Source organism: Micrococcus sp. 140720015-1 (assembly GCF_053627595.1).
The window spans coordinates 330,305-354,341 of the sequence record NZ_JBSEYC010000003.1; the positions used below are offsets into that span (position 1 = coordinate 330,305).

The window sequence follows — 24,037 nt, forward strand, 5'->3', positions numbered from 1 at the left end:
GGTACAGCCTCGCACCCGAGGACGTGACGAGGGGTGTCAGCGCGGTGGCCGGCCGGCTGCGCGCGGAGGGGGTCGTCCGAGGCGTCGAGGTCGAGCTCATCATGTCTGACGGCGCTCCTTCCGTGCTGGCCTTCTGGGCATTGATCGAGTGCGATGCCCGAATTCTGCTGACTCAGGCCGAGGAATGGCAGGGCGCCACGGATCCGGCCCGCCTCACCGTCGTGGCGGAAGGTGGCGGATTCAACCTCTTCACCCTCGCGCAGGTCGTGGACCTGAGGCCGACGATCGACGAACTGCTCCAGCGCGCGGAACCCCGCACCGGACCCGGCACGTCAGTGGGGCAGGCAGCAGCCGGCCCGTCCTTCCAGGGCCAGTGGTTCGAGCGCATGGACGCGTTGGGGATGCGCACGACCGGGACCTCCGGGGCGCCCGCGGTCGTCTGGAAGAGCGGCCCCTTCCTGCGAGCGAACTCCATCGCCACGGCCGAGTCCTTGGGCTACTCCGGCGCCGACGTCATGTTGCCTCTGCTGCCGCTGGGGCACCAGTACGGTGCGAGCGTCCTGTTGATCAGCCTGGTGCAGGGCTCCTCCCTGGCCCTCTGCGATCGGCGCCGTGTCAGCGAGATCACCCGCACGATCCAGCGTCACGGTGTCACGGCCGTGGACGCCGTGCCCCGCCTCTACGCTGCGCTCTGTGACCATGTGGCCGGCTCGCCGAGCGCCCGCGACCATGTGGAGCACGTCCGGGTGTGGGGTGTGGGCGGAGGTCCGCTGCACCGGGGCCTCCGACAGCGGTTCGCGGAGACGGTCGGCACTCCGCTGTCCGACGGTTACGGCTCCACCGAGTTCGGGAACGTGGCCGTGTCCCGCGCCGGCGACGACTCGGTGTGGCTGACGGCGCTCTCCTGCCACCGGCTTCGGGTGGTGGACGTGAACACCGGTGACGTGCTCTCGCCCGGATCGCGAGGCCTGCTCGAGGTCCTCCCACAGGTCGTGATCCGGGCGGACGACGGGAGATCCTGGCTGCCCACGGGCGATCTGGCCGAGCAGGATGAGGCCGGGCGGATCCGCGTCGTCGGGCGGGCTGGAGCGATCAATCGCAATGGATACACGATCTCGCCCGCCTCCCTGGCCAGGCGTCTGGACGAGGCGGGCGTGTGCGGTGAGGTCGTCGCCGTGGAGGGCGACGCGAACGGAGCGTTCTGGCTGGTCGTCCACGACGAGCTCAAGCGGCCGGCCTCCTGGTGGCGGCAACGCATCGCCGGGGTCCTGCACGAGCATGAGATGCCCAATCACATCGAGGTACTGCGATCGCTGCCCATGCGCCTCGACCAGAAGGTCGATCAGGGCGCCCTGCGTCGGATGGTGTCGGCACTCCACCAGTCGAGGCATGGCGGCGGCGGTGCGCACCCGGCGCTGCGCATGGCGTCGCGCATCGAGGAGCATGCGGACGCCGTCATCCGAGTCGTGGCCGAGACGACCGGGACGGCCGTGGCCCGGGACGACCTGGCCGCGATGCTCGCGGTGCTGAGGCACGCCCCCGCGGAGATGGAGCTCCATCAGCCGGATCTCGACCCGCCGGTCTACGTCTGCATGCCCGCCAACGCGTGCCTCGAATCCCTGGCTCTCTACGCCCTCGTCCCGTCTCTCTGGTCGCGGCGCGTGGTCGTCCGGCCCGCCCGTGGCACGGAACGGATGATCTCCGAGGTCCTCGCGCTCCTGGATGACCTGGTGCGGAACCGGGTCACCCCATGGCTCGGAGACCAGGCCGCCTTCGTGCACGAGGCGGCACGCACACCGGGCGTCTTCGTCTTCTGCGGACGCCGGACCAACCTCCAGAGCATCCAGAGCCGTCTGACGAAACGCCACCTGGTCATCTTCTTCGGGCGTGGGTTCAACCCGTGCCTGGTGGCGGCGGGGGCCGACGTCGAGACCGCGGCGTTGGCCACGGCGGTGGATCGCATGTACGCGGGCGGCCAGGACTGCCTGGCCCCGAACATCTCCTTCGTCCACGCGTCCGTGTGGGATGAGTTCCGCCTCCGGCTCGAGCATCACGTGGGCAGGCTGGCGGAGGGCCACCCGGAGTGGCCGGCCTCCACCGTCCTGCCCGCGCAGCGGCCCCGAAGCCTGGAGGAGACCCAGACGTACCTGCTCACGCACAGGCGGCACATCGTGTCCGGGGGTGTGTTGGACGCGGCGCGGCTGACCATCACCCCCACGGTCCTCACCTTCGACCTGGACGAGCGGCCGGAACCCACGGAGTGCTTCGGCCCGGTCTTCACGCTCGTCCGCTTCGAGGACGACGACGACGTGTTCGAGCTGCTGGGCTCCGACCTCTACCTCCGCAATGCGCTGGGCCTGACGGCCTGGGGCGTGTCTGAGGACAGGCTGCGGCCCCTGGCGAAGGACTACATGGTCGGGGTCGAGCGCAGTCTGTTCGGCGTCTCCACCTCGTACGAGCCGTTCGGCGGATCCGGTCCGGAGGCGGGGTATGTGCGCTACGGGGGCCGGCAGTGGACGGGGCCGTGCGGAGTGTCGAAGACCGTCAAGGAGCATTGGCGCGATGGCGGATGACGCGCCGGGGGCCGCGGGGCGGCGACGCCTCCAGGGCGACCCAGCGGTCGGGACGGTCGGCGGCGCCCGCGCCGGGACTCACGTCGTCCGCTTCCATGAACCGCCGAGCCCGCCACCGCTGAGGCATGGCCCACGGCCCGCGCGGATCACGGCCGCGGGCCCGTCGAACTGCAGACCCGAAACGTGAGGTGTGAATTGATGACGTCGATCAGAACGAAGACCCCCGGCGAGGGCGCGACCCCCGTCCTCGAGGCGCGGTCGATCAGCAAGGTGTATGGGAGCGGGTCTGCCGCATTCCAGGCGCTGGACCGGGTGTCGATGTCGATCGACGCAGGGGAGTCCGTGGCGATCGTCGGGAAGAGCGGCTCGGGGAAGTCGACCCTGATGCACCTGATCGGACTGCTCGACGATCCGGACGAGGGCGAGGTCCTCGTCGACGGGCAGCGTACCGGCGGAATGAGCGTGGCGGAACTGGACATCCTCCGCAACCGACGCTTCGGTTTCATCTTCCAGCAGTTCTTCCTCAGCCCGACGCAGACGGTGCTGCAGAACGTCGTGACGCCCATGAAGATCGCCGGCATCGGGGCGAAGGAACGGAACGCCCGCGGACGGGAGCTGCTGGAGCAGGTCGGCCTGGCGGACAAGGCGGACAACAAGGCCACGGACATCTCCGGCGGGCAGAAGCAGCGGGTCGCGGTCGCGCGCGCCCTCGCGATGTCTCCGGCGGTCATCTTCGCGGACGAGCCGACCGGCAACCTCGACTCGGAGAGCGGTGCCCTGATCACGGATCTGCTGTTCGGCCTGAACGAGGGCGAGGGGATCACGCTCGTCGTCGTGACCCACGACGGTGACCTGGCGGACCGATGCGGGAGGCGGTTGCGCATGACGGACGGCCGGCTCGGGGATGAGGCCGGGACGACGCGAGAAGGAGGGATGGCATGAAACCATGGGAGGTGCTGGGGGATTCCCTGAGGAGCCTGGGCCGACGCCGACTGCGGACGCTGTTCAGTGTGATCGCCGTATTCGTGGGCGCGTTCACGCTGGCGCTCACGATGGGCATCGGAACGGGTGTGAGGTCATACATCGGGGACCAGCTGGAGATGATGGGCGGCGAGAATTCGCTCTTCGTCTCGGCGGACCAAGGGACCTCGGACGGGGATCTCGAGACGTATGCGGAGAACCAGTCGGACGGCTTCGTCACGGTCGGCGCGGAGGACGAGGAACGGCTGAAGGGCCTGGACGGTGTCGAGTCCGTGACGGCGGCGCCGGTGCTGAACGTCGAGTACGTCCAGCGTCCGGGTGAGGACCGGTTCAGGACGACGATGGGCGACTCCCTCCCCGGCGTGCAGTTCGACCTCGCCGTGGGGCGGCAGGTGGCCGACGACGCGTCACGCAGCGAAGTGCTGCTCCCCGAGTCCTACGTCGACGACCTGGGCTTCGCGTCGGACGAGGACGCGCTGGGCTCCACCCTCGTCTTCGGGTTGCGGGATGCGGCCCATGAGATGGCCACCGTGGAAGCAGAGGTGGTGGGTGTCACGCGGGCAGGCCTGCTCGACGCCGGGCCGCGGGGCAATCTCGCGCTCTCCTCCGCGATGCATGAGGCGCAGACGGCCGAGCTCCCGCCGGAGCTGTCCGACGTCTATCCCGGATTCGTGGTGCACGCGCCCGACCCGGAGGTCGCCCGGGAGGCCATCGAGGGCGCCGGCTACTCCGTGTCCTCGTTGAGCGACCAGCTCGGCTCGTTTCAGAGTGCCGTCGACGGGGTCGTCCTCATCCTCAACATCTTCGCGGTCCTCGCGCTGGTCGCCGCCGCGTTCGGCATCGTCAACTCCCTGTTGATGTCCGTACAGGAGAGGACCCGTGAGATCGGCCTGCTGCGGGCGCTCGGCATGAAGCGGTCGACCATCTTCAGCCTGTTCAGCATGGAAGCGGTCTGGATCGGCCTCCTGGGGGCCCTGACGGCGGTCGCGGCCGCCGTCGTCGTGGGCACGGCGATCCGCGGGCCGATCGCCGAGGCGCTCGACATCGACCTGCCCGGCCTGCAGCTGGTCGCGTTCGACCCTGTGGCCATCGTGATCGAGGTCGGCGTCATCCTGGCCCTGGCCTTCCTCGCGGCGCTCCTCCCCGCCTACCGGGCTGCAAAGCTGAACCCGATCGACGCACTGCGCCATGAGTGAGCTCATGGCGTCGGCACCGGATGGACAGGGCTCGTGCTGGGACGACGTGGTCGATCTCCTGGTCAGTGAGGGCATCGACCAGGTGGTCGGCCTCCCGGGGGACGATCTCGAGGCGGTGTCCGCCTTCGCGGACTCACCCATCACGCCCCGGTGGGTGCGTGACCAGCGGGTGGCCGTCGGGATGGCCGCCGGGGCGGCGCTCAGCACCGGACGGGCCGCCGTGTGCGTGGTCGGACGGGGTCCTGGGGCGGCGGCGGCGGTTCCCTGGACGATGGAGGCGCACAGCGCCGGCGCGCCGGTGCTCGTGATCTCCGGCGGTGTGCCGGCGGGGTCGGAGGGGCGCGCGGCCTTCCAGGACGCGCCTCTGGTCGAGCTCTTCGCGCCGGTCACGAAGCGCGCCGTGCGTGTGACGCACGCGGACTCCACGGTTCCGGAGCTCGTCCGGTCATTGGCCGTCGCGACGGACGCCGCCCCCGGACCCGTGTTCGTCGAGTTGGCCGACGGGCTCGGCCGGGGCCGACGTCGCCGGTCGACGGTGATGTCTGTGGCGCCGGGACCGGGCGAGCATGCGGCGGCCGGACTCATACGGGACGCCGTACGCCCCGTGCTCCTGGTCGGCGGTGGCTGCGCCCCGTCCGAGGGGCGTCTGGCCCAGTCGCTGGCGGAACGGTGGGACGTGCCCGTCTTCTGCTCGGCCAGCGGGCGCGGCGCCGTGGACGAGCGGCACCCCTGCTTCCTGGGCCTGGGGGGTCTCTACGCACGCGGGCAGGCCCGAGCGGTCATCGCGGAGGCGGACCTCGTCATCGCGCTGGGCAGCAGGCTCGAGGAGACGGTCACGATGGGATGGCCGGAGGGGCTCGCGGTGGTGCAGGTGACCACTGAGCCGGCTCACCTCGCGACGCACCGACCCGGCGTGGGCGTCGTGGCGTCCGCGCGACGGTCTCTCGAGGCTTGGCTGGACGATCCGTCGATCGTGCCCGCCGGTGGCCCGGCGGGCGCGGCGGGCCGCCGCCGTCGGATCGTCGAGGCCCGCGCCGAAGGGGAGCGATGGGCGGCTGAGGTCTCGGACTCGTCCCGGGGGCCGGACGGCGGCGTGGGCATCCCCGGCCTCCTGCGGGCCCTCGCGGCCCGGTTGCCCGAGAACAGTGTCGTGGTGCATGAGAACGGTCTGGCCGACATCTGGACCTACCACTTCCCGGTCTTCACGCTTCCCTGCGGCGCGCTGGACCTGTGCCCGTCCGAGCAGACGACCCTGGGGTTCGGGGCGGTCGCAGCCCTCGGTGCGTCGAGGGCCCATCCGGACCGCTTCGTGGTGTCCGTCGTGGGGGACGGGGCCCTCGCCGGCGTGGTGCGCGACACCCGGGCGTTCGCGGACCCGGACGCACGGGTGTTGTGGATCGTGCTCGACAACGGCGGGTACGGCTGGCTCCAGTTCGCCGGCGAGCCCCGATGGCCGGGTCTCTTCGCGTCGGACGACGACAGGATGTCGTGCCCTCCGAATGCGGGGGGAGTCGAGGTGCGGATGGCCGGCGCGGAGGAGCCGGTCGACCAGGTCGTGGCGGAGGCTGTCGACCACGTCCGGTCACGCGGCTCGTTGATCCTCGCGGTGCCGGTGTCCTTGGAAGACCGGCCCCCCGCTGCGACGGACCCGCCCGCAGGCCCGTGACATACCCTCCGGGCGGGCGTCCTGGACGGACCCGCCCGGAGGGGACCGGGGCGGACGGGACCGGGGCGGCGCGCCGGCGTCGTGAGACGCGGATGGACCTGCCCCGTCACGACCGGGGATGATGGGGTCATGCGTGACCCCCTGACCAGAGATCGGATCGTCGACGAGTTGATCGTCGCGGCGGGTGAACTCGACGTGCGTTCGGCGAGCACCCGGGTGATCGCTCGGCGGCTGGGCGTCTCCATCGGGGCGGTGCAGCACCACTACCCGGCGCGAGCGGACCTGTTGCTGGACGCCTTCGCCGAGGTGTCGCGTCGTGTGGCCGGCCGCGTGCTCGACGCGGAGTTCGCCCGCCGCGACGCCGGGGACTGGGTGGCGGCGCTGACGCAGCTCCTGCCACTGGACGCGGAGCGGCGTGCTGAATCACACGTGTACATGGAGCTCAGCTCGGTTCCGGATCCCACCGGACGCATCGGGGTGGCTCGCCGGATGGCGCGGCGGAGCATGATGCGCACGATCAGCTCACAACTGGGGGAATGGCTGGACGGGCGGCTGTCCCCCAGCCTGCAGGAGTCCTTGGCGTGGGCCATCATCCAACTCGTCGACGGGGCCGCGCTGGCCATGACCGACGACGCCACGGGGCTCGAAGACCAGCGGATCGCCTTCGAGACCGGGTTGCACGCGATGTTGGACTGGGCACGTGATGCGGCGCGAGGGGGATGAGCCCCCTCGCCTCACGTGCGACGAGGCCTCGGCCTGATCTGCTCCACCAGGGCACGGGCCTTGGCCTTCATCTCCGCCGGGATCACGTCGATCTCCGGGCTGTAGATGGGAGACGCGTAGTACTCCCGGTCGAGCATCGAGGCGATCACGGTGTCATGCCACTCCCCGTCCAGGAAGACGTTCTCCCGGAGGACGCCGTCGATCTCGAGGCCGCTGCGCTTGATCATCGCCAGGCTGTGCCAGTTGTACCCGGCGACGGAGACCTGGACCCGATGGGCGCCCATGCGGTGGAAGAGGAGGTCGAAGAGCAGCGCGATGGCCTCACCCCCGTAGCCGGAACCCCACTCGGAGGACTCGCCGATCCCCACGCCTGCTTCGAAGACACGCGCCCCGCGGCCCTGATAGGTGACGAAGCCGACCGGACGCCGTTGATCCACGGTCTTGACCATGAGGAATGAGTCACCAGACCCGTCCTGGCTCCGCAGCAGTCGTTCCGCCGTCACCCGTTCACGCCCGCCGGACAGGAGGATGGCGGTCGACGACTGGCGGCGCAGCCATCCAGCGAGGATCTCGGCATCGGCGTCGGTGAGGTCGGCGAGGACGAGCTTGGGGATGTAGGGCTTGGACACGGGTGGTCTCCTGGTCAGGGCGCCGGGGAGGGCATCGGATGCCCTCCCCGACACCTGCGTGGGTCAGCAGTTGGACCAGCTGAGCGACGAGCCGCCGAGGGTGCTCAGGTCGCTCTGATCGGTGATCTGGGTCTGCAGGTCGAGGATCTGGGTCATGGTCGCCTCCTTTCACCTGTCGTGGTGGGCGATGTGGACCGTCGGATGCTCCGCACTCATGCGGGGCGGACGCGGGAGCCGCAGGCGCCGGCGTCACCGGCCGGTCAGCAGTTGGACCAGCTGAGCGACGAGCCGCCGAGGGTGCTCAGGTCGCTCTGGTCGGTGATCTGGGTCTGCAGGTCGAGGATCTGGGTCATGGCCGCCTCCTTTCACGTGTGGTGGTGGTCGGGGGGGCCGGGTCGGCGGGCGACCCGGGGCCTGGTGGCCTCTCCGGACCGGTCGGCCGGGGGAGAGGCGGTCTCATCGGCGGATTAGCCGCAGTTGGACCAGCTGAGCGACGAGCCGCCGAGGGTGCTCAGGTCGCTCTGGTCGGTGATCTGGGTCTGCAGGTCGAGGATCTGGGTCATGGTCGCCTCCTTTCATGTGTGGTGGTGGTCGGGGGGACCGGGTCGGCGGACGCCGCGGAGGGCTCTGGCCGGCTCGCCGATGTCTCGCCGTGGATTCCGCCTCTCCGCGCCAGCATGAGGAACGGGACGACCTCGACGGGTGCGTCCGCCAGCGCCGCCAGCGCGAGGCCGAGGCCTGCCGTGCCGGTGGCGAGGTCGTGAGCCAGCCGGAGCCCGCCGATGCTCGGGATCCCGCGTCCTGACGGAACGTCCACGAGGTGCACGGGCAGCTCTCCCAGGTGGGTCATGGTCCCCTCGTCGAGCCCGAGCGTGTGCGCGGCGGCCAGCAGCCCGGCCCTCCCCCGGATGAGACCGGGTTCCAGGACCATGGCCGGGGTGATGGCCCGCGCGAGTCCGTCGGTCGTCCGCGTCGGCAGGGCGAGGTTCGGCGCGTGTCCCGCCAGCAGATGTGCGACCACCGCAAGGCCGGCCGAACCATTGCCGAGGTACGGGTAGAAGATCCGTCCTTCACGGGGGAAGAGCCCGCGCGGCCCCAGGTCCACGCAGCCGTCGACGTCGAGGGACAGGAGATCACGGGCCGCATGGGCGAAGCCATCGTGGGGCGCCTGGCTCCAGTGGAGGGCCATGAGCGCCATGCCGGCGCGCCCGTGGAGGAGCCCGGGGGTCTGGACGGGATGCGCGGGGTCCGCGCCCACGGCCGCGACGAGCTCCGCCATGCGGCGCCCTTCGGCCACCAGGGCCTCGTCCGAGGAGTGCAGCCCGACCTCACGCAGGACGAGGCTGATGCCTGCGAGGCCGTTCGCGAAGTCGAGGGAGCGGTGGTCGGGCCGCAGGTCCGCGGTGCGGCCGAGCAGCGTGCGCGCGGTGTCGATCCGGCCGGCGCGCGCCAGGACGAGGGCGACCCCGTCCATGCCGTTCCAGAGCCCCGCCGGTGCGGGATCCTGGCGCAGGGCAGAGCGCTCGAGCCAGTCGACCCACTCCGGGGCAGGCGCCTGCCGCGAGCACAGCCGCGCATGCAGGACGCCGGCCGCCCCCGAGGCCAGGCTCAGTGCCGACACGCTCGACGGCGACGGGTGTCCGGGGAACAGGCGATCCGCCCGTCGAGGCGTCGCTGCCGCGTCCTCTGCGGACGTCAGGCTGACTCGCAGCGCCGCGACCGCCGATGCGTCGGTGCGCCCTCCCCGCACGAGGGAGGGGCGCGGTCCCTGCGGCGCCAGCCCGGCGAGAGCAGGTCGCCGGCAGGCGAGCGCGTGCCACCGGGACACGGCCTCGTCATCATCGGTTGAGAGGTCATACCATGTCCGAGCCCGCTCGAGGACGGCGTCGGCCGCAGGCGCGCCCCACCGGTCCACCCCCACATAGGGAACAAGGAGCCACGTGTGGAGGGCGTCGGCCGAGAATTCGTCCAGGGCGACGCCGGTGGTGCCGGGCGGCGCCATGAACGGTGGGTGACCGATCCGTGCGTGCGGGGCGTCCGGGTCTGCGACGGCCATCTCGAAGTCGATCAGGGACACCGCCCCGTCGTCCCCGATGATCACGTTGTGCGGGTGGAGGTCGCGGTAGACGTACCCGCGTCGATGCACGTCCCGGAGCACAGCGCGGACGTCCCGCATCACCCCGGCGGCGGCCTGGCGGAACTCGTCCCGCTGCGCCGGTGTGTCTGCTCCGGTGATCCGCGGATGGCGGGACGAGGACCAGAGGGTCAACCCGATCCCGGGAACGTACTCGCGGACGGAGAAGAGGTGGCCGCCCGCCTCGAACTCCTCGATGAAGCGGGGCACGCCGGGGACCCCGTCCAGGGCGCCCAGGGCGACGCTCTCCTGGTGAACGCGCTGTGTGGCGTCTGCCTCGCCGTCGTGGCCGCAGAATGGCCGAGCCTCTTTGAGGATCACCTCGACCCCGGATGCCGCGTGGCGGGCACGGTAGACGCCGCCACCATTCGAGAAGTGCAGGGCTCGGATGTCCTGGTAGGCAGCCAGGGGCGACCCCGGACCGACCGTCGGCGGTTCGTCGTGGAGGAAGTCGGGGAGCTCCACCCACTCCGGCTTCGGCTTCAGGAGAGTGCGCTCGTCGGGTGTCAGCGTCCCGTCCGGATGCACGATCGCCGGACGCTCATCCCCGTGGGTGTCGACGCAGAGGCGGGGGCGGAAGGCGCCGTAGCGCAGATGGACCGGGCCGGCCCGGTACGGTACGTCGGTGAGGATCCGGGGGCAGTCGCGATCACCGTCGAGGACGGTGTCCAGTCGAGCGGCCAGGTGCGAGGCCTCCGCCTCCGATTCCGGATAGACGGTGATGGCCTTTCCGCTGGCCGTCCGCGGAGCGTACTTGCTGTTCATGGCCATGGCGACGCGGGTGTTCGCCAGGGTCTTGAACGGGACGCCCTCCGCGAGGCAGACCGTGGCTGTGGTGCGCACCACGTCATGGAAACGGTCGGCAGTCGCGGCGATGTGGATCTTCCATCCCTGAGACAGCGCGGGCCCGGGGCCCGGCGGGTGGAACTCCGTCCACATCCCGCGCTCCCGGCGCGACCAGCCGTCTGGCAGTCGGAACTGAACCACCTCATGATCCGGCCCTGCGTGGTGAGGGTGGTCGAAGTACACGGGATCGGCCGCCATGAAGGCTTCCACCTGGTCGAGATTCATCGCGCACCCCCTTCGGTCATACGACTGTATGGCTCCACTCTATGGCCTCGCGGTCGTGTGTCAAGTGTTTAGGATGAAGGACGGATCGGGTGCGTCAGCGTGTTCTCGCAGGTGCAGGGCGACCTGTGCGGAACCCTGGGATTCCTGGCGCGGCCGCGACTGAGCGACCGTGGAGGGGGCTCAGGGCGGCGCTGTCGAAGTCATCCAGCTCGTCGATCCGGCCCCTGCGAGTGCCGGGTTCACCCCTGGTCAGCTGAAAGGACCCCGCATGCTCTGGACCCTGCTCTGCCGCCATGGCCGCCCGTACCTGGGCGCCATCGCGGCCGTCGTCGTGCTGCAGCTGGTCAGCACGCTGGCGACGCTCTACCTGCCCAGCCTCAACGCCCGCATCATCGACGAGGGCGTGGCGGTGGGGGACACGCCCCGCATCTGGGACATCGGCCTGGTCATGCTCGGGGTGGCGTTCGTCCAGGTGGTCGCGGCCGTCGCGGCGGTGTGGTTCGGGGCGAGGACGGCGATGGGCATCGGCCGCGACCTGCGCCGCGCCGTCTACACGCGCGTGGACGGATTCTCTGCGGAGGAGCTGGGCCGGTTCGGCGCGCCCACGCTGATCACGCGTGGCACCAACGACGTCAACCAGGTCCAGATGCTCACCCTCATGGCCCTGAACTTCATGGTGGCGGTGCCGATCATGGCGATCGGCGGCATCCTGATGGCAGTCCGCGAGGACCCGGGCCTGTCCTGGCTCGTGTGGGTGTCCGTGCCGGTGCTGCTGGCCATCGTGATCTGGATCGGGGTCCGCCTCATTCCCCTGTTCGAGCGTATGCAGGAGAACATCGACGACGTCAACGGGGTCATGCGCGAGCAGGTCATGGGCATCCGGGTGGTCAGGGCGTTCGTGCGCGAGCGGCACGAGACGGCGCGGTTCTCGGACGCCAACGCCGCGCTGACGCGCACGTCCGTGCTGATCGGCCGGCTCTTCGTGCTCCTGGGCCCGGTCATCACCATGATCCTGCACCTGGCCACCGCGGCCGTGCTGTGGTTCGGCGGCCAGCGCGTGGACGCGGGGCTCGTGGAGGTCGGCGCGCTCACCGCGTTCATGCAGTACCTGCTGCAGATCCTCACGGCCGTGATGATGGGCACCTTCATGATGATGATGCTCCCGCGCGCCGTGGTCTCCGCGGGCCGCATCTGGGAGGTCATCGAGACGGCCCCCACACTGGGCGATCCCGTGCACCCGGTGGAGCCGGCGCACCGCCGCGGCGAGCTCGAGCTGAGGGACGTGAGCTTCGCGTACCCCGGCGCGGACGCGCCCGTGCTGGACGGGGTCGGCTTCACCGCGGCCCCCGGCACGACGACGGCGATCATCGGCGCGACCGGCTCCGGCAAGTCCACGCTCATCAACCTCATCCCGCGGCTGTACGACACGACCGGCGGGCAGGTGCTCATCGACGGGGTGCCCGTGACCGACCTGTCCCGGGCGGAGCTGACGCGCGCCGTCGCGCTGGTGCCGCAGAAGCCGTACCTGTTCTCCGGGACCGTGGCGGAGAACATGCGCTTCGGCGCCCCGGCCGCCACGGAGGAGGAGATCTGGGCGGCGCTGGAGACGGCGCAGGCCGCGGACTTCGTGCGGGAGCGGACCACCGGCGAGGGGGAGGGTGCGGCCACCGGCCTGGACTCCCGCCTCGCGCAGGGCGGCACGGACGTCTCCGGCGGGCAGCGGCAGCGCCTGTCCATCGCGCGCGCCCTCGTGGCGCGGCCCCGGATCCTGCTGTTCGACGACTCGTTCTCCGCGCTGGACGTGACCACGGACGCGCGGCTGCGGGCGGCCCTGGACGAGAGCGCCGGGGACGCCACGCGGATCGTGGTGGCCCAGCGCGTGGCCACCATCACCGAGGCGGACCAGATCATCGTGCTGGACGAGGGCCGCGTGGTCGGCCGCGGCACCCACGCCGAGCTGCTGGCGTCGAACGAGACCTACCGTCAGATCGTGGACTCGCAGGTCCGCGAGGAGGAGCTGGCATGAGCGATCAGCTGACCGACGCCGAGCTGGCCGAGCTGCAGGAGGCCGGCGTCGTGGACGAGTGGGGCGAGGGCCCCGGCCGCAAGGCGAAGGCGTTCTGGCCCTCGGCCAAGCGCCTGCTGGGACTGTTCCGCCCCGAGCCCGCCGGGCTGGCCGTCGTCGCCGTGATGGTGCTGATCGCGGTGGTGCTCAACGTGTGGGCGCCGCACGTGCTGGGCCGGGCGATGGACGTGATCTTCGGCGGGCTCGTCTCCCGGGAGATGCCCGCCGGGCTGAGCCGGGACCAGGTGATCGAGGGGCTGCGCGCCCAGGGCGAGACCCAGGCCGCGGAGATGCTCTCCGGCATGGCGTTCACCCCGGGCGCGGGAATCGACTTCGCGGAGCTGGCGCGGCTGATCCTGATCGTGCTGGGGATGTACGTGGTGGCGCAGCTGTTCATGTGGCTGCAGGGGCGCGTGTTGAACGACCTGGTCATGCGGATCGTGTTCCGGCTGCGCGAGGACATCGAGGCCAAGCTGAACCGGCTGCCGCTGAGCTACTTCGACACCCGCCAGCGCGGCGACCTGCTCTCCCGCACCACCAACGACGTGGACAACGTGCAGCAGGCCATGCAGCAGGCGTTCGCCACGCTCGTGTACTCGGTGCTGACGATCATCGGGATCATCGGCATGATGTTCTGGCTCTCATGGCAGCTGGCGCTCATCGCGCTGATCGCGCTGCCGGTGGCCGGCGTGGTGGTGGGCGTGATCGGCAAGAAGTCGCAGGCGCTGTTCACGGCGCAGTGGCGCGAGACCGGCCGGCTCAACGGGCACATCGAGGAGTCCTTCACGGGCCACGAGCTGGTGACGGTGTTCGGCCGGCAGGCGGACATGGCGGAGCGCTTCGACGAGCGCAACGAGGCCATGTACGAGGCCTCGTTCAAGGCGCAGTTCTACTCCGGGATGATCATGCCGATCATGCAGTGGGTGAACTGGCTGGGCTACGTGGGGATCGCCGTGGTGGGCGGGCTGCGCGTGGCGAACGGGCAGATGACCCTGGGCGCGGTGACCGCGTTCATCCAGTACTCGCGGGAGTTCAACCAGCCGCTGGGCCAGGTGGCGGGCATGGCCAACATGCTGATCTCCGGCGTGGCCTCGGCGGAGCGCATCTTCGAGCTGCTCGACGAGCCAGAGGAGACCCCGGACGGCGCCGTCGTTCGGAAGACGGGAGCTCCCGACGACGCCTTCGTTCGGGAGACGGGAGGCGCCGGGCCCGACGACGTCGCCCACCTCCCGCAGCCGGTGCGAGGGCGCGTGGAGTTCGAGCACGTGCGCTTCTCCTACACCCCGGAGAAGCCGCTCATCACGGACCTCGACCTGGTGGCCGAGCCGGGGCAGACCATCGCGATCGTGGGCCCCACGGGCGCCGGCAAGACCACCCTGGTGAACCTCGTCATGCGGTTCTACGAGGTGGACGGCGGCCGGATCCTGCTGGACGGGGTGGACATCAGCACGGTGCCGCGGGCGGAGCTGCGCGCGGCCACCGGCATGGTGCTGCAGGACGCGGTGCTGTTCGGCGGCACCATCCGGGAGAACATCCGCTACGGCCGGCTGGACGCCACGGACGAGGAGGTCCTCGAGGCGGCGAAGGCCACCTACGTGGACCGCTTCGTGCACACCCTCCCGGACGGCTACGACACCGTGATCGAGCAGGACGCGGAGAACATCTCCGCGGGCGAGCGGCAGCTCATCACCATCGCCCGCGCGTTCCTCGCCCAGCCGTCGCTGCTGATCCTGGACGAGGCCACCTCCTCCGTGGACACGCGCACGGAGGTGCTGGTGCAGGAGGCGATGGCCGCGTTGCGCTCGGACCGGACGAGCTTCGTGATCGCGCACCGGCTCTCCACCATCCGGGACGCGGACGTGATCCTCGTGATGGAGCACGGCGACATCGTGGAGCAGGGCTCGCACGAGCGGCTGCTGGCGGCGAAGGGCGCCTACCACCGGCTCTACATGAGCCAGTTCCGGGGCGGGGAGCAGGCGGACGGGAGCGCGGGCAGCTGAGAAGAACCTTGTAGCCGTGCAAGCCAGTGCGTATCTTGTGACCTATCACACCATCGGTCGTCGCCCTCAGGAGAGCCCCCTTGGAAGCCACCGCCACAGCCGTCCCTGAGTCTGTCGAGCCATGAGCGGACCTGGAGCTCACGCGAACCCTGGCCGGGGCCTGGTGACCGGAATCTCTTTTCTCTCTATCTCTCTCGTTCTCGTCGCGTGCGGAGTTGAAGGCGGATCCGTCGGACCTGATGTCGCTGATTCCACCGGCGCGACAGCGACGGAAGAATGGAGTCCTTCGCGGTGGACGCCGCCCGTCGCGATCCGCCCGGTCTTGACAGCGGAGGCCGAGAAGGAAGCCGCCTATCACGAGGCCCTCGAACGGCGGGCCCGGACACTCGGCATCACGGATCCTCCCCACGTGCAGCGAAGGGACTGGGCCGCCTCACCCCTGGAAGCGGATACGCGCGTGAGCACATGTCTGAACGAGAAGGGGTGGGACACCTCCGTGGGGCCCCTCGGAGGAGTCGAGTACCAGGACATCCCCGCCGCGCAGCAGGGTGCGTGGTCCTTGGCCAACTACGAGTGCGATGCCCGGCATCCGCTGGACCCGAGCATCCAACAAGACTGGAGCCCGGAGCAGCTGCAGGTGGTCTACGCCTATTGGGACCAGTACTACATTCCCTGCATGAAGGCCCACGGCTATACCGTGGACACCTCCGAGCGGCCCACGCTGGAAGCCTGGTCGGCGGCATTCAACACTCCCGACAGGATCAGTTGGTGGCCGGAATACCATCTGGATCGCCATGTGTCCGAGGAGCAGCTCGCCGGGGTGGAGAAGACCTGCCCGCAGTTGCCCCCGAATGACGTCCTCTACGGAGTCACGGGATGAACCGCGCCGCTCGCTCGGCGGCCGCGTTCATCGCGGCCGCCGCCCTGGCCCTCACCGGGTGCGGGGCCCAGGTGTCCTCCAGCGCCGACCGTCCGTCGACGGGGGCGGCCTCGTCCGCACGGACGTGGGACCCCGCCATATGGACCGCCACCGAGAAGATCGACCAGCGGGTGACCGACGAGGCCGAACGGGAGCGGTGGTACCAGGACCTCAGGGCGCGCCATGCGAACGGTCTCGGTCTTGACGACCCCCCACCCGTCACACGTCGAGGATGGGCCACCTCGGTGGAGGAGCACGAGCGGTGGGTGTCACAGTGCATGACGGAGCGCGGGATCCCTGCCGCGTACTCCGAAGTGCGGGGCGGACTCTCCTGGGACACTCCTCCCGAGTCGCAGCAGGAGGCCGTGAACCTGGCCTTCTGGACCTGTTCGTTCACCTTCCCCGTCGACCCCAGCATCTCGCAGGACTGGTCCGAGGCCCAGTTGCGGCTGGTCTATGACTACTGGGATCAGTACGCCATCCCGTGTCTCGAGGACCACGGCATCACCGTGGACACCTCCACGCGGCCGTCCAAGGAGTCCTTCGTGACCGCCTTCCACACGCAGGACCGGCACTTGTGGTGGCCCGTGACGGACTCCCTCATCGGCCTGTCTGACTCCCGCTACGCCGAGGTCGTCGCCGCCTGTCCCGAACTGCCCTCCGACGCCGTCCTCTACGGATTCGACGGATGAGCCGTCCCATCCGGTGGGCCGTCTCCGTGCTCGCGCTTCTGGTCGTCGCCGCACTCGCGTTCTGGGCCGGCAGGGTCACCCTCACCCCTCCGGCCCACACCGAGCAGCGCCCGTCCGAGGACGCGCTCATCACCGTCGCCGAACAGGAGCTCGGCCGTGTCATAACCCTCGGCGTCTCCGTGACCCGCGACCAGGCGCCCGCCGCCGTGAACGCGTTGGCCGGCGTCGTCACCCGAGCCGGGCAGTCCGGCGAGGCGGCCGCCGGGGACGTGCTGTACGCCGTCGCCCAGCAGCCGGTCATCGCCGCCCAGGGTGAGCTGCCCCAGTGGCGGGCCCTCGGGCCGGACGTCGTCGGCAGCGACGTCACCGCGTTCCAGCGCATGCTCGCCGCCACCGGCGCCGAACTCACGGCCACCGGCACGTGGGACGACGCCACCGCCGACGCCTGGACCGACTGGCTCACCGAGCGGGGATACCCGTCCGCGGACACCGTGGAGCTCGGCCAGCTCGTGGTGGTGGACGCCCTCCCGGCCGCGCTCAGCGTGGATGCGAAGGCCACGGCCGCCGGCAGCTCGCTCGCCGGCGGCGAGGCCATCGTCGCCCGCCCCGGAGACGAGCCCGCGTTCGTCCTCGAGGTCAACCAGGACCAGGCGGCCCTGATCCCGCCCGGCACCGCGGTGACCGTGCCCCACGGCGGACACGAGTGGAAGGCCGTGGCCGGTGAGTCCACCGCGGACGACCAGGGGTTGATCCGCATCCCCCTCACCGCCCCGGACGGCGGCGTGGTCTGCGCCGACGCGTGCGGCTCCCTGCCCGCCGAGGCCTCCACCTCCCTGCTCTCGAGGGTCAACGTGGTGCCCCCCGTCACCGGGCCCGTAGTCCCCGTGTCCGCGCTGCGCTCCCAGCCCGGCGGCGGCGTCGTGGCCACCGTGGTGCGGGACGGCCTCGAGGAGGCGCGCGCCGTCACGGTCCGCGGCTCCGCCGACGGCCTGGCCGTGGTGGACGGCGTGGACGCCGGGGAGACCGTGCGCGTGCTGGACGGCGCGCCGTGAGCACGGCGCCCGCCCCCACCGGCACGACGACGGCGCCCGCGTCCGCCGCGACGCCGCCGGAGCTGTCGGTGGCGGACCTCCGCTTCGCCTACACCCGCGGCGCGGAGGAGCTGTTCGACGGCCTCACCCACCGCTTCGCCCCCGGCGCGGTCACGGCTCTGACCGGACCGTCGGGGCGTGGCAAGTCCACGCTGCTGTACGTGCTGGGGCTCATGCTCACGCCGTCGGCGGGCGTGGTGCGCCTGGGCGACGTCGACGCCTCCGCCCTCCCGGACCGGGACCGGGCGCGGCTGCGGGCCACGTCCGTGGGGTTCGTGTTCCAGGACTCCGAGCTGGACCCGTCCCGGCCCATCCTCGACTCCGTGGTGGAGCCCGGCCTCTACGCCGGCCTGCCCCGCCGCGGGCTCGAAGGCCGGGCCCGGACCCTGTTGGAGCGCTTCGGCCTGGGGCACCGGGCCGAGCACCGGCCCGGACAGATCTCCGGCGGGCAGGCGCAGCGCGTGGCGGTGTGCCGCGCCCTCGTGAACACCCCCGCGGTCGTGCTGGCCGACGAGCCCACGGGCAACCTGGACCCGGACAACGCCTCCCTCGTGCTCGACGCCCTGGCCGAGGCCGCGGGGGAGGGGCGCACCGTGGTGGTGGCCACGCACGACCCGGCCGTCGTCGCCCGCGCGGACGAGGTGGTGCGACTGTGAGCCCGGAGGCCCGCCCGTGACCCTGCGGACCCTGCTGCGCGAGGCGCTCACCGCCGCCCGCACCTCGCCCGTGCCCTCCACGCTCGTGCTGCTGGTGGTGGCCGCCATGTGCTTCGCGGCCGTCGCCACCGTGGGCCGCCAGGCGGCCACGGAGGCCGCCGTCGCCACGGAGCTCTCCGGGCCCGCCGCGCGCGTGCTCACCGTCACCGACTCGGGCGGCGCCGGCTTCCTCACCGGCGCCACCGTGGCCACGCTGGCGGGCCTCGACGCCGCCGAGGCCGCCCTGGCCCGGGACATCCCCGTGGACGCGGTGAACACGGCGATCGGCGCGGGCGGGACGCCCGTGGCGGTGGCCCACGTGGCCGGCACCCTGGACCGCGGCATCGAGCTCACGCGCGGCCGCCTGCCTGGCCCCGGAGAGGTGGTGGTGCCGGAGGCGAAGCTCGCCGAGCTGGGATTGGCCCAGCCCTCCGGAGCGCTCGACGCCGCCGACGGACGCCAGTGGGCCGTGGTGGGCGCGTTCGAGGCGCGCACGCCGTTCGAGGACCTCGACGGGTACGCGCTCGCCGTGCCCGCGGCCCCGGCCACCTTCGTCCTGCAGCAGGTCCGCGTCCTGGCCCCGGACTCCGCCGGGACTCGCGCCATGCAGGACTCCGCCCTGGCCGTGATCGACCCCGACCCGCGCTCCTCCCAGGTGCAGACCGCTCGGGCGCTGGCCGCCGGGAGCCAGGCGATCACCGGCGAGCTGGCCGGGCTCGGCCGATCCCTGCTGCTGCTGATCCTCGGCGCCGGGGCGTTCTTCGTGGCGATCGTGGTGCTCGCGGACGTGCTGATCCGCCGCCGCGACCTCGGCCGCCGCCGCACGCTCGGCATCGGCCGCGCGGCCCTCGTCCTGCTCGTGGCGGTCCGCACCGCCGTGCCCGCGGTGCTGGGCGCCGCGGCGGGCGCCGGGGCCGGGTACGCCGTCGTCGCCGGCCAGGGCGGTGCGCTGGGGCTGGACTTCGTGGCGGGGGTGGCCGTGCTGGCCGCGCTCACCGCCGTGGTGGCGAGCCTGCTCCCGGCGGCCTTCGCGGCGTTCCGTGACCCCGTGCGGGTGATGCGCACCGCGTGACGCCCGTCGGCGTCAGCCCGTCCGGGGCCGCCGCTACCCTCGAGGCATGCCCGCCCCCGCCGCCACCACCACGACGACGCCGCCCGCCACGCCCCGCGAGCGGCAGTCGGTGCTGCGCACCCTGCGCACCCCGCGATGGCTGGGCACCGAGGTGCTGGCCGCCGTCGTGGTGGCGCTCGCGCTGATCCCGGAGGCCATCGCGTTCTCGATCATCGCGGGCGTGGACCCGCGCGTCGGGCTGCTCGCGTCCTTCACGATGGCGGTGACGACGGCGATCGTCGGCGGCCGGCCCGCCATGATCTCCGCGGCCACCGGTGCGGTGGCGCTCGTGGTGGCGCCGCTGTCCCACGAGCACGGGGTGGGGCACCTGATCGCCGCGATCATCCTGGGCGGCGTGATCCAGATCCTGCTCGGCGTGCTGGGGGTGGCGCGGCTGATGCGGTTCGTCCCGCGCTCCGTGATGGTGGGGTTCGTCAACGCCCTGGCCATCCTCGTGTTCACCTCGCAGCTGCCGGAGCTGATCGGCGTCCCGTGGCTCGTGTACCCGCTCACGGCCCTGGCGCTGGCGATCGTGGTGCTGCTGCCCCGGCTCACCACCGCGATCCCGGCCACGCTGGTGGCCGTCGTCGTGGTCACCGCCCTGGTGATGGCGGCCGGCCTGGCCGTGCCGCGGGTGGGGGACCGGGGCGCGCTGCCGGACGCGCTGCCCGTGCTGGGCCTGCCGGACGTGCCCCTGACGTGGGAGACGCTCCGGCTGATCCTGCCGTTCAGCATCGGCATGGCGTTCGTGGGGCTGCTCGAGTCCCTGCTCACCGCGAAACTGGTGGACGACATCACGGACACCCGCTCGGACAAGACGCGCGAATCCTGGGGACAGGGGGTCGCGAACGTGGTCTCCGGGCTGTTCGGCGGGATGGGCGGCTGCGCCGTGGTGGGGCAGACCATGATGAACGTCAAGGCGAACGGCGCCCGCACCCGGATCTCCACCTTCCTCGCGGGCGTGTTCCTGTTGGTCCTCGTGGTGGCCCTCGGGGGGTTCGTGGCGCAGATCCCCATGGCCGCGCTCGTGGGCGTGATGATGTTCGTGGCCGCCGCCACCTTCGACTGGCATTCGGTGCGCCCCGCCACCCTGCGCGCGATGCCGCGCTCGGAGACCGCCGTCATGGCCGTGACCGTCGCGGCCACGGTGCTCACCCACAACCTCGCGATCGGCGTGGGCGTGGGTGTGCTCACTGCGCTGGTGCTCTTCGCCCAGCGCGTCTCGCGTCTGGTCACGGTGGCCCGCGAGGTCCACGACGACGGCGGCGCCGTCACGTATCGCGTGCACGGCGCCCTGTTCTTCGCGTCCTCGAACGACCTCTACTCGCAGTTCGAGTACGCCCTCGATCCGCCGTGCGTCGTGATCGACATGGGTGCCGCGCACGTGTGGGACGCCTCCACTGTGGCCGCGCTCGACTCGGTGCTGACCAAGTACGCCCAGCACGGGATCCACGCCGAGGTGACGGGGCTGAACGAGGCCTCCGCGGCGATGCACGCGCGCCTCACCGGGCGGCTCGGCACCTGAGCCGGCGGGCTCAGGCGGTGATGAACTCCCACTGGTGGCCGTCCGGGTCGACGATCTCGCGGGAGTGCATGCCGGAGTCGGCCATCTCCTCGCGCAGGTCCACGGGCAGGGGCACCTCGGCGGCGCCGAGCTCGACCGCCCGGTCCGCCAGGGCGTCCACCGCCGCGGCGTCGCCGACGCTCAGCGCCATGAGGGCGGAGTTGGTGGTGAGGCAGTCGGCGATCTCACGGTTGCCGATGAAGTCGGTGTAGTAGCCGGGGCTGAGGTACATCGCGTACGTCGACTCGGTGAGCTCGATGCACACCGAGTGCTCGTCCGAGTAGTCGTCCATCGCGGTGGCGCCCAGGGTCGTCCAGAACTCACGGATCCGCTCGGTGTCCGTCGTCGGGAGGTTGATGAACACCGGCTGGGAGAACAAGGCCATGGGGAGCACCGTAGACGAGGCGTTCGGCCCACCGCCACCGCGCGCGTGTCGCGGGCGCGCGGGCGTGGCGTGGCGTGGGCCACGGAGCGGCTTCCGACGACGGCGCCCGCGGCCTGGCGCGTCCGCCCCCGTTGGTAGCGTGGCCGCCATGAGCGTTCCTCCCTCCGGCCCGCCGGCCGGTCCGCCCGCCGGCTGGCCGCCGTCCGACCGCCGCGCCGCCGTCGCCCCGAGCCCGTACGGGCACCCCGGCGCCCCCGGTGGCGTCCCCGCCGGCTGGCCCGGCCGCCGGCCCGCGGCCCGCACCGCGCCGGACTGGACCCCGGGCCGGTTCCACTGGGGCGACGCCGTCGTGGTGCTCGTCTACGTGGCGCTCATGGTGCTGGGGCTGGGGCTGTGGCTGGCGGTGTCGCTCGGCCTGGTCCCCGGTGACCTCGAGGCGTTCGACCTGGTCCGCGACGGGTTCACGGTGAACATCGTCAGCTACGCGATCCTCGTGGTGCTCGTGCTGGCCGTGGCCTGGCGCCCGCTCGTGACGTCGCTGCGGGTGTTCCGCACGGGCGCGTGGTGGAAGCTCCTGCTGCTGCCCGCCACGTGGCTGGCGTGCATCGTCGTGAACGTGATCGTGCTGAGCCTCATCGGGGAGGCGCAGACCAGCGCCAACCAGGCCGCGCTCGAGGAGATGACCACGCAGGCCCCGCCCGTGCTCATGATCCTCATGACCGTGGTGGCCGCCCCGCTCGTGGAGGAGTACCTGTTCCGTCACCTGCTGATCGGCAAGCTCTCCCGCTGGATCAACGTGTGGGTGTGCGCCGTGGTCTCCGTGCTCGCGTTCACGCTCCTGCACTTCCTCGGCACCGGCGGCGACTTCCGGCTCGTGGAGACCGTCCCGTACCTGACCCTCGCGGTGGCGATCACGGTGTCCTACATCCTGATGGGCCGCTCGTTCGGGTACGCGGTGCTGCTGCACATGGTGAACAACGGCATCGCCATCGCGATGCTCTACCTCGTGGCACCCCTGCTGCCGGACACGCTGCCCGAGCCCACGGCCCCGACCACGGCGCTGGCCCCGCTGCTGGCCCTGCTGGGCTGACATGGCGGGACCCTCCGGCTCGACGGCGGCGCCCGCCCCGCAGGACGCGCGCGCCCTCACGCGGCGCATCCTCGCGCTCGCGGTCCCCGCGTTCGGCGCGCTCATCGCGGAGCCGCTGTTCCTGCTGGCCGACACCGCGATCATCGGGCACCTGGGCACGGCCCAGCTGGCCGGCGTCGGGATCGGCACCACCATCCTGCACACGCTCACCGGCCTCATGATCTTCCTGGCCTACGCCACCACCCCGGCGGTGGCCCGGCTGATCGGGGCGGGGGACCCGGCCGCCGCGATGGACCGCGGCCGCGACGGGATCTGGCTGGGCCTGCTGCTCGGCGCGGTGCTGGCCGTCCTCGGCTGGCTCGCGGCCCCCGCGCTGACGGCGGCCCTCGGTGCGACGGGCGAGGTGCAGGCCCACGCCGTCGCCTACCTGCGCTGGTCCATGCCGGGGCTGCCGGCCCTGCTGGCCGTGCTCGCGGCCACCGGGGTGCTCCGCGGCCTCCAGGACACCGTGACGCCGCTCGTGGTGGCGGGTGTGGGCTTCGGCGCGAACATCGGGCTGAACGTGGCCCTGGTGTACGGGCTGGGCTGGGGCGTGGCCGGCTCGGCCGTCGGCACGTCCGTGGTGCAGTGGGCGATGCTCGTGACGTACCTGTTCGTGCTGGCCCCGCGCTTCCGCCGCTCGGGCACGGCGTGGGCGCCCCGCGCGTCGGGCATGCGGGCCACGGCCCAGGTGGGCTCGTGGCTGCTGCTGCGCACCGCGAGCCTGCGCGCGGCCATCCTCATCACCGTCATGGCCGCCGCCGGCGCGGGCGACCTCACCCTCGCCGCGCACCAGCTCGTCTTCACGCTGTTCTCCACGCTGGCGTTCGCCCTCGATGCCCTCGCGATCGCCGCGCAGGCCCTGATCGGCGCCGAGCTCGGGGCCGCCCGGCCGGACGCCGCCCGTCGCCTCACCCGGACGATGGTGCGCTGGGGGCTGGGCTTCGGCGTCGTGACCGGGGCCGTGCTGGCCCTGGCGGCACCGGTGCTGCCGGGGCTGTTCACCACGGACCCGACCGTGCAGGCCGCCGCCACCGTGGGCCTGTGGGTGCTGGCCGCCGGGCAGCCGGTGGCCGGCTACGTGTTCGTGCTGGACGGCGTGCTGATCGGCGCCGGCGACGCCCGCTATCTCGCCCTCGCCGGCCTCGTGAACCTCGTGGTCTACGCGCCGGCGCTCTGGGTGCTCGCGCAGGTCGCCACGGGCGGGCTCGGCTGGACCGCGGCCTGGCCCGGACCGAACGCCGCCGTGCCCGACTCCGGTGTGCAGCTGGGCCTGCTCTGGCTCGGCTTCGCGGGGGTCTACATGGGGATGCGGGCGCTCACCCTCGGCTGGCGGGCCCGGCGCGACGACTGGATGCGGCTCGGCGTCGTGTGAGCGCGTCCGGGCGGTGACGCGCGGGCCGGGCCGCGGCC

At 71.9% G+C, this 24,037-nt stretch carries 18 protein-coding genes; 15 read left to right on the plus strand and 3 right to left on the minus strand.

Going from position 1 to position 24,037, the window contains the following annotated elements:
- Positions 1–23: 23 nt before the first annotated feature.
- The 5 genes from ACUXPL_RS07065 (at position 24) to ACUXPL_RS07085 (ending at position 7,139) form a co-directional block, all read left to right on the plus strand.
- Entirely contained in the window at positions 24–2,573 is a 2,550-nt protein-coding gene (locus tag ACUXPL_RS07065; protein WP_454182850.1) for an aldehyde dehydrogenase family protein, read from the plus strand.
- Between the two features lie 198 nt (positions 2,574–2,771).
- The gene (locus ACUXPL_RS07070) at positions 2,772–3,515 is read left to right on the plus strand and encodes an ABC transporter ATP-binding protein (RefSeq protein ID WP_454182852.1); all 744 of its coding nucleotides are present in this window, start codon (positions 2,772–2,774) and stop codon (positions 3,513–3,515) included.
- Entirely contained in the window at positions 3,512–4,750 is a 1,239-nt protein-coding gene (locus ACUXPL_RS07075) for an ABC transporter permease (RefSeq protein ID WP_454182854.1), read from the plus strand. Before ACUXPL_RS07070 ends, ACUXPL_RS07075 begins: the two co-directional genes overlap by 4 nt.
- The gene (locus ACUXPL_RS07080) at positions 4,743–6,416 is read left to right on the plus strand and encodes a thiamine pyrophosphate-binding protein (protein ID WP_454182856.1); all 1,674 of its coding nucleotides are present in this window, start codon (positions 4,743–4,745) and stop codon (positions 6,414–6,416) included. Before ACUXPL_RS07075 ends, ACUXPL_RS07080 begins: the two co-directional genes overlap by 8 nt.
- A gap of 129 nt (positions 6,417–6,545) precedes the next feature.
- A complete protein-coding gene (locus tag ACUXPL_RS07085; RefSeq protein ID WP_454182858.1) occupies positions 6,546–7,139 on the plus strand; it encodes a hypothetical protein in 594 nt (197 codons plus the stop codon).
- 11 nt (positions 7,140–7,150) lie between these two features.
- Here ACUXPL_RS07085 and ACUXPL_RS07090 read toward each other — a convergent pair whose 3' ends face one another.
- Both ACUXPL_RS07090 and lanKC read right to left on the minus strand, forming a co-directional pair.
- Positions 7,151–7,768, minus strand: coding sequence for a GNAT family N-acetyltransferase (locus ACUXPL_RS07090; RefSeq protein ID WP_454182860.1), 618 nt, complete (start codon positions 7,766–7,768; stop codon positions 7,151–7,153).
- Between the two features lie 559 nt (positions 7,769–8,327).
- Positions 8,328–10,973, minus strand: a complete 2,646-nt coding sequence (gene lanKC, locus ACUXPL_RS07095) for a class III lanthionine synthetase LanKC (RefSeq protein WP_454182862.1) — start codon at positions 10,971–10,973, stop codon at positions 8,328–8,330.
- A gap of 268 nt (positions 10,974–11,241) precedes the next feature.
- On the opposite strand from lanKC, the gene ACUXPL_RS07100 reads away from it, so the two are divergent.
- The 8 genes from ACUXPL_RS07100 to ACUXPL_RS07135 all read left to right on the plus strand — a co-directional run bounded on the left by ACUXPL_RS07100 (position 11,242) and on the right by ACUXPL_RS07135 (position 21,071).
- Positions 11,242–12,999 carry an ABC transporter ATP-binding protein gene (locus tag ACUXPL_RS07100; RefSeq protein ID WP_454182864.1) on the plus strand — a complete coding sequence of 586 codons (1,758 nt, stop codon included), beginning with the start codon at positions 11,242–11,244 and terminating at the stop codon, positions 12,997–12,999.
- On the plus strand, positions 12,996–15,038 hold the full coding sequence (locus ACUXPL_RS07105; protein WP_454182866.1) for an ABC transporter ATP-binding protein: 2,043 nt from the start codon (positions 12,996–12,998) through the stop codon (positions 15,036–15,038). Before ACUXPL_RS07100 ends, ACUXPL_RS07105 begins: the two co-directional genes overlap by 4 nt.
- A 163-nt stretch (positions 15,039–15,201) precedes the next feature.
- The gene (locus ACUXPL_RS07110) at positions 15,202–15,918 is read left to right on the plus strand and encodes a hypothetical protein (protein WP_454182868.1); all 717 of its coding nucleotides are present in this window, start codon (positions 15,202–15,204) and stop codon (positions 15,916–15,918) included.
- On the plus strand, positions 15,915–16,649 hold the full coding sequence (locus ACUXPL_RS07115) for a hypothetical protein (RefSeq protein ID WP_454182870.1): 735 nt from the start codon (positions 15,915–15,917) through the stop codon (positions 16,647–16,649). The genes ACUXPL_RS07110 and ACUXPL_RS07115 overlap by 4 nt, the downstream gene beginning before the upstream one ends.
- A complete protein-coding gene (locus ACUXPL_RS07120; protein ID WP_454182872.1) occupies positions 16,646–17,701 on the plus strand; it encodes a hypothetical protein in 1,056 nt (351 codons plus the stop codon). Before ACUXPL_RS07115 ends, ACUXPL_RS07120 begins: the two co-directional genes overlap by 4 nt.
- The gene (locus ACUXPL_RS07125) at positions 17,698–18,396 is read left to right on the plus strand and encodes an ABC transporter ATP-binding protein (RefSeq protein WP_454182874.1); all 699 of its coding nucleotides are present in this window, start codon (positions 17,698–17,700) and stop codon (positions 18,394–18,396) included. Before ACUXPL_RS07120 ends, ACUXPL_RS07125 begins: the two co-directional genes overlap by 4 nt.
- Positions 18,397–18,412: 16 nt before the next feature.
- Entirely contained in the window at positions 18,413–19,507 is a 1,095-nt protein-coding gene (locus tag ACUXPL_RS07130; RefSeq protein ID WP_454182876.1) for a permease, read from the plus strand.
- A 46-nt stretch (positions 19,508–19,553) separates the two neighbouring features.
- Positions 19,554–21,071 (plus strand): SulP family inorganic anion transporter, encoded by a 1,518-nt coding sequence (locus ACUXPL_RS07135; RefSeq protein ID WP_454182878.1) that lies wholly within the window; start codon positions 19,554–19,556, stop codon positions 21,069–21,071.
- Between the two features lie 10 nt (positions 21,072–21,081).
- Here the strand turns inward: ACUXPL_RS07135 and ACUXPL_RS07140 are convergent, their stop codons facing one another.
- Positions 21,082–21,495, minus strand: coding sequence for a VOC family protein (locus ACUXPL_RS07140; RefSeq protein ID WP_100058966.1), 414 nt, complete (start codon positions 21,493–21,495; stop codon positions 21,082–21,084).
- A 148-nt stretch (positions 21,496–21,643) separates the two neighbouring features.
- On the opposite strand from ACUXPL_RS07140, the gene ACUXPL_RS07145 reads away from it, so the two are divergent.
- Entirely contained in the window at positions 21,644–22,585 is a 942-nt protein-coding gene (locus ACUXPL_RS07145; protein WP_454182880.1) for a CPBP family intramembrane glutamic endopeptidase, read from the plus strand.
- A gap of 1 nt (position 22,586) precedes the next feature.
- A complete protein-coding gene (locus ACUXPL_RS07150) occupies positions 22,587–23,999 on the plus strand; it encodes an MATE family efflux transporter (RefSeq protein WP_454182882.1) in 1,413 nt (470 codons plus the stop codon).
- Positions 24,000–24,037: the final 38 nt, after the last annotated feature.

What these genes read in the sequence shown, in the direction of transcription:
- ACUXPL_RS07080 (WP_454182856.1), top strand. Translation starts at nt 4,743, where the DNA reads ATGAGTGAGCTCATGGCGTCGGCACCGGATGGACAGGGCTCGTGCTGG.
- ACUXPL_RS07075 (WP_454182854.1), top strand. Translation starts at nt 3,512, where the DNA reads ATGAAACCATGGGAGGTGCTGGGGGATTCCCTGAGGAGCCTGGGCCGA.
- lanKC (WP_454182862.1), bottom strand. Translation starts at nt 10,973, where the DNA reads ATGAATCTCGACCAGGTGGAAGCCTTCATGGCGGCCGATCCCGTGTAC.
- ACUXPL_RS07105 (WP_454182866.1), top strand. Translation starts at nt 12,996, where the DNA reads ATGAGCGATCAGCTGACCGACGCCGAGCTGGCCGAGCTGCAGGAGGCC.
- ACUXPL_RS07100 (WP_454182864.1), top strand. Translation starts at nt 11,242, where the DNA reads ATGCTCTGGACCCTGCTCTGCCGCCATGGCCGCCCGTACCTGGGCGCC.
- ACUXPL_RS07145 (WP_454182880.1), top strand. Translation starts at nt 21,644, where the DNA reads ATGAGCGTTCCTCCCTCCGGCCCGCCGGCCGGTCCGCCCGCCGGCTGG.
- ACUXPL_RS07085 (WP_454182858.1), top strand. Translation starts at nt 6,546, where the DNA reads ATGCGTGACCCCCTGACCAGAGATCGGATCGTCGACGAGTTGATCGTC.
- ACUXPL_RS07070 (WP_454182852.1), top strand. Translation starts at nt 2,772, where the DNA reads ATGACGTCGATCAGAACGAAGACCCCCGGCGAGGGCGCGACCCCCGTC.
- ACUXPL_RS07140 (WP_100058966.1), bottom strand. Translation starts at nt 21,495, where the DNA reads ATGGCCTTGTTCTCCCAGCCGGTGTTCATCAACCTCCCGACGACGGAC.
- ACUXPL_RS07135 (WP_454182878.1), top strand. Translation starts at nt 19,554, where the DNA reads ATGCCCGCCCCCGCCGCCACCACCACGACGACGCCGCCCGCCACGCCC.
- ACUXPL_RS07115 (WP_454182870.1), top strand. Translation starts at nt 15,915, where the DNA reads ATGAACCGCGCCGCTCGCTCGGCGGCCGCGTTCATCGCGGCCGCCGCC.
- ACUXPL_RS07120 (WP_454182872.1), top strand. Translation starts at nt 16,646, where the DNA reads ATGAGCCGTCCCATCCGGTGGGCCGTCTCCGTGCTCGCGCTTCTGGTC.
- ACUXPL_RS07150 (WP_454182882.1), top strand. Translation starts at nt 22,587, where the DNA reads ATGGCGGGACCCTCCGGCTCGACGGCGGCGCCCGCCCCGCAGGACGCG.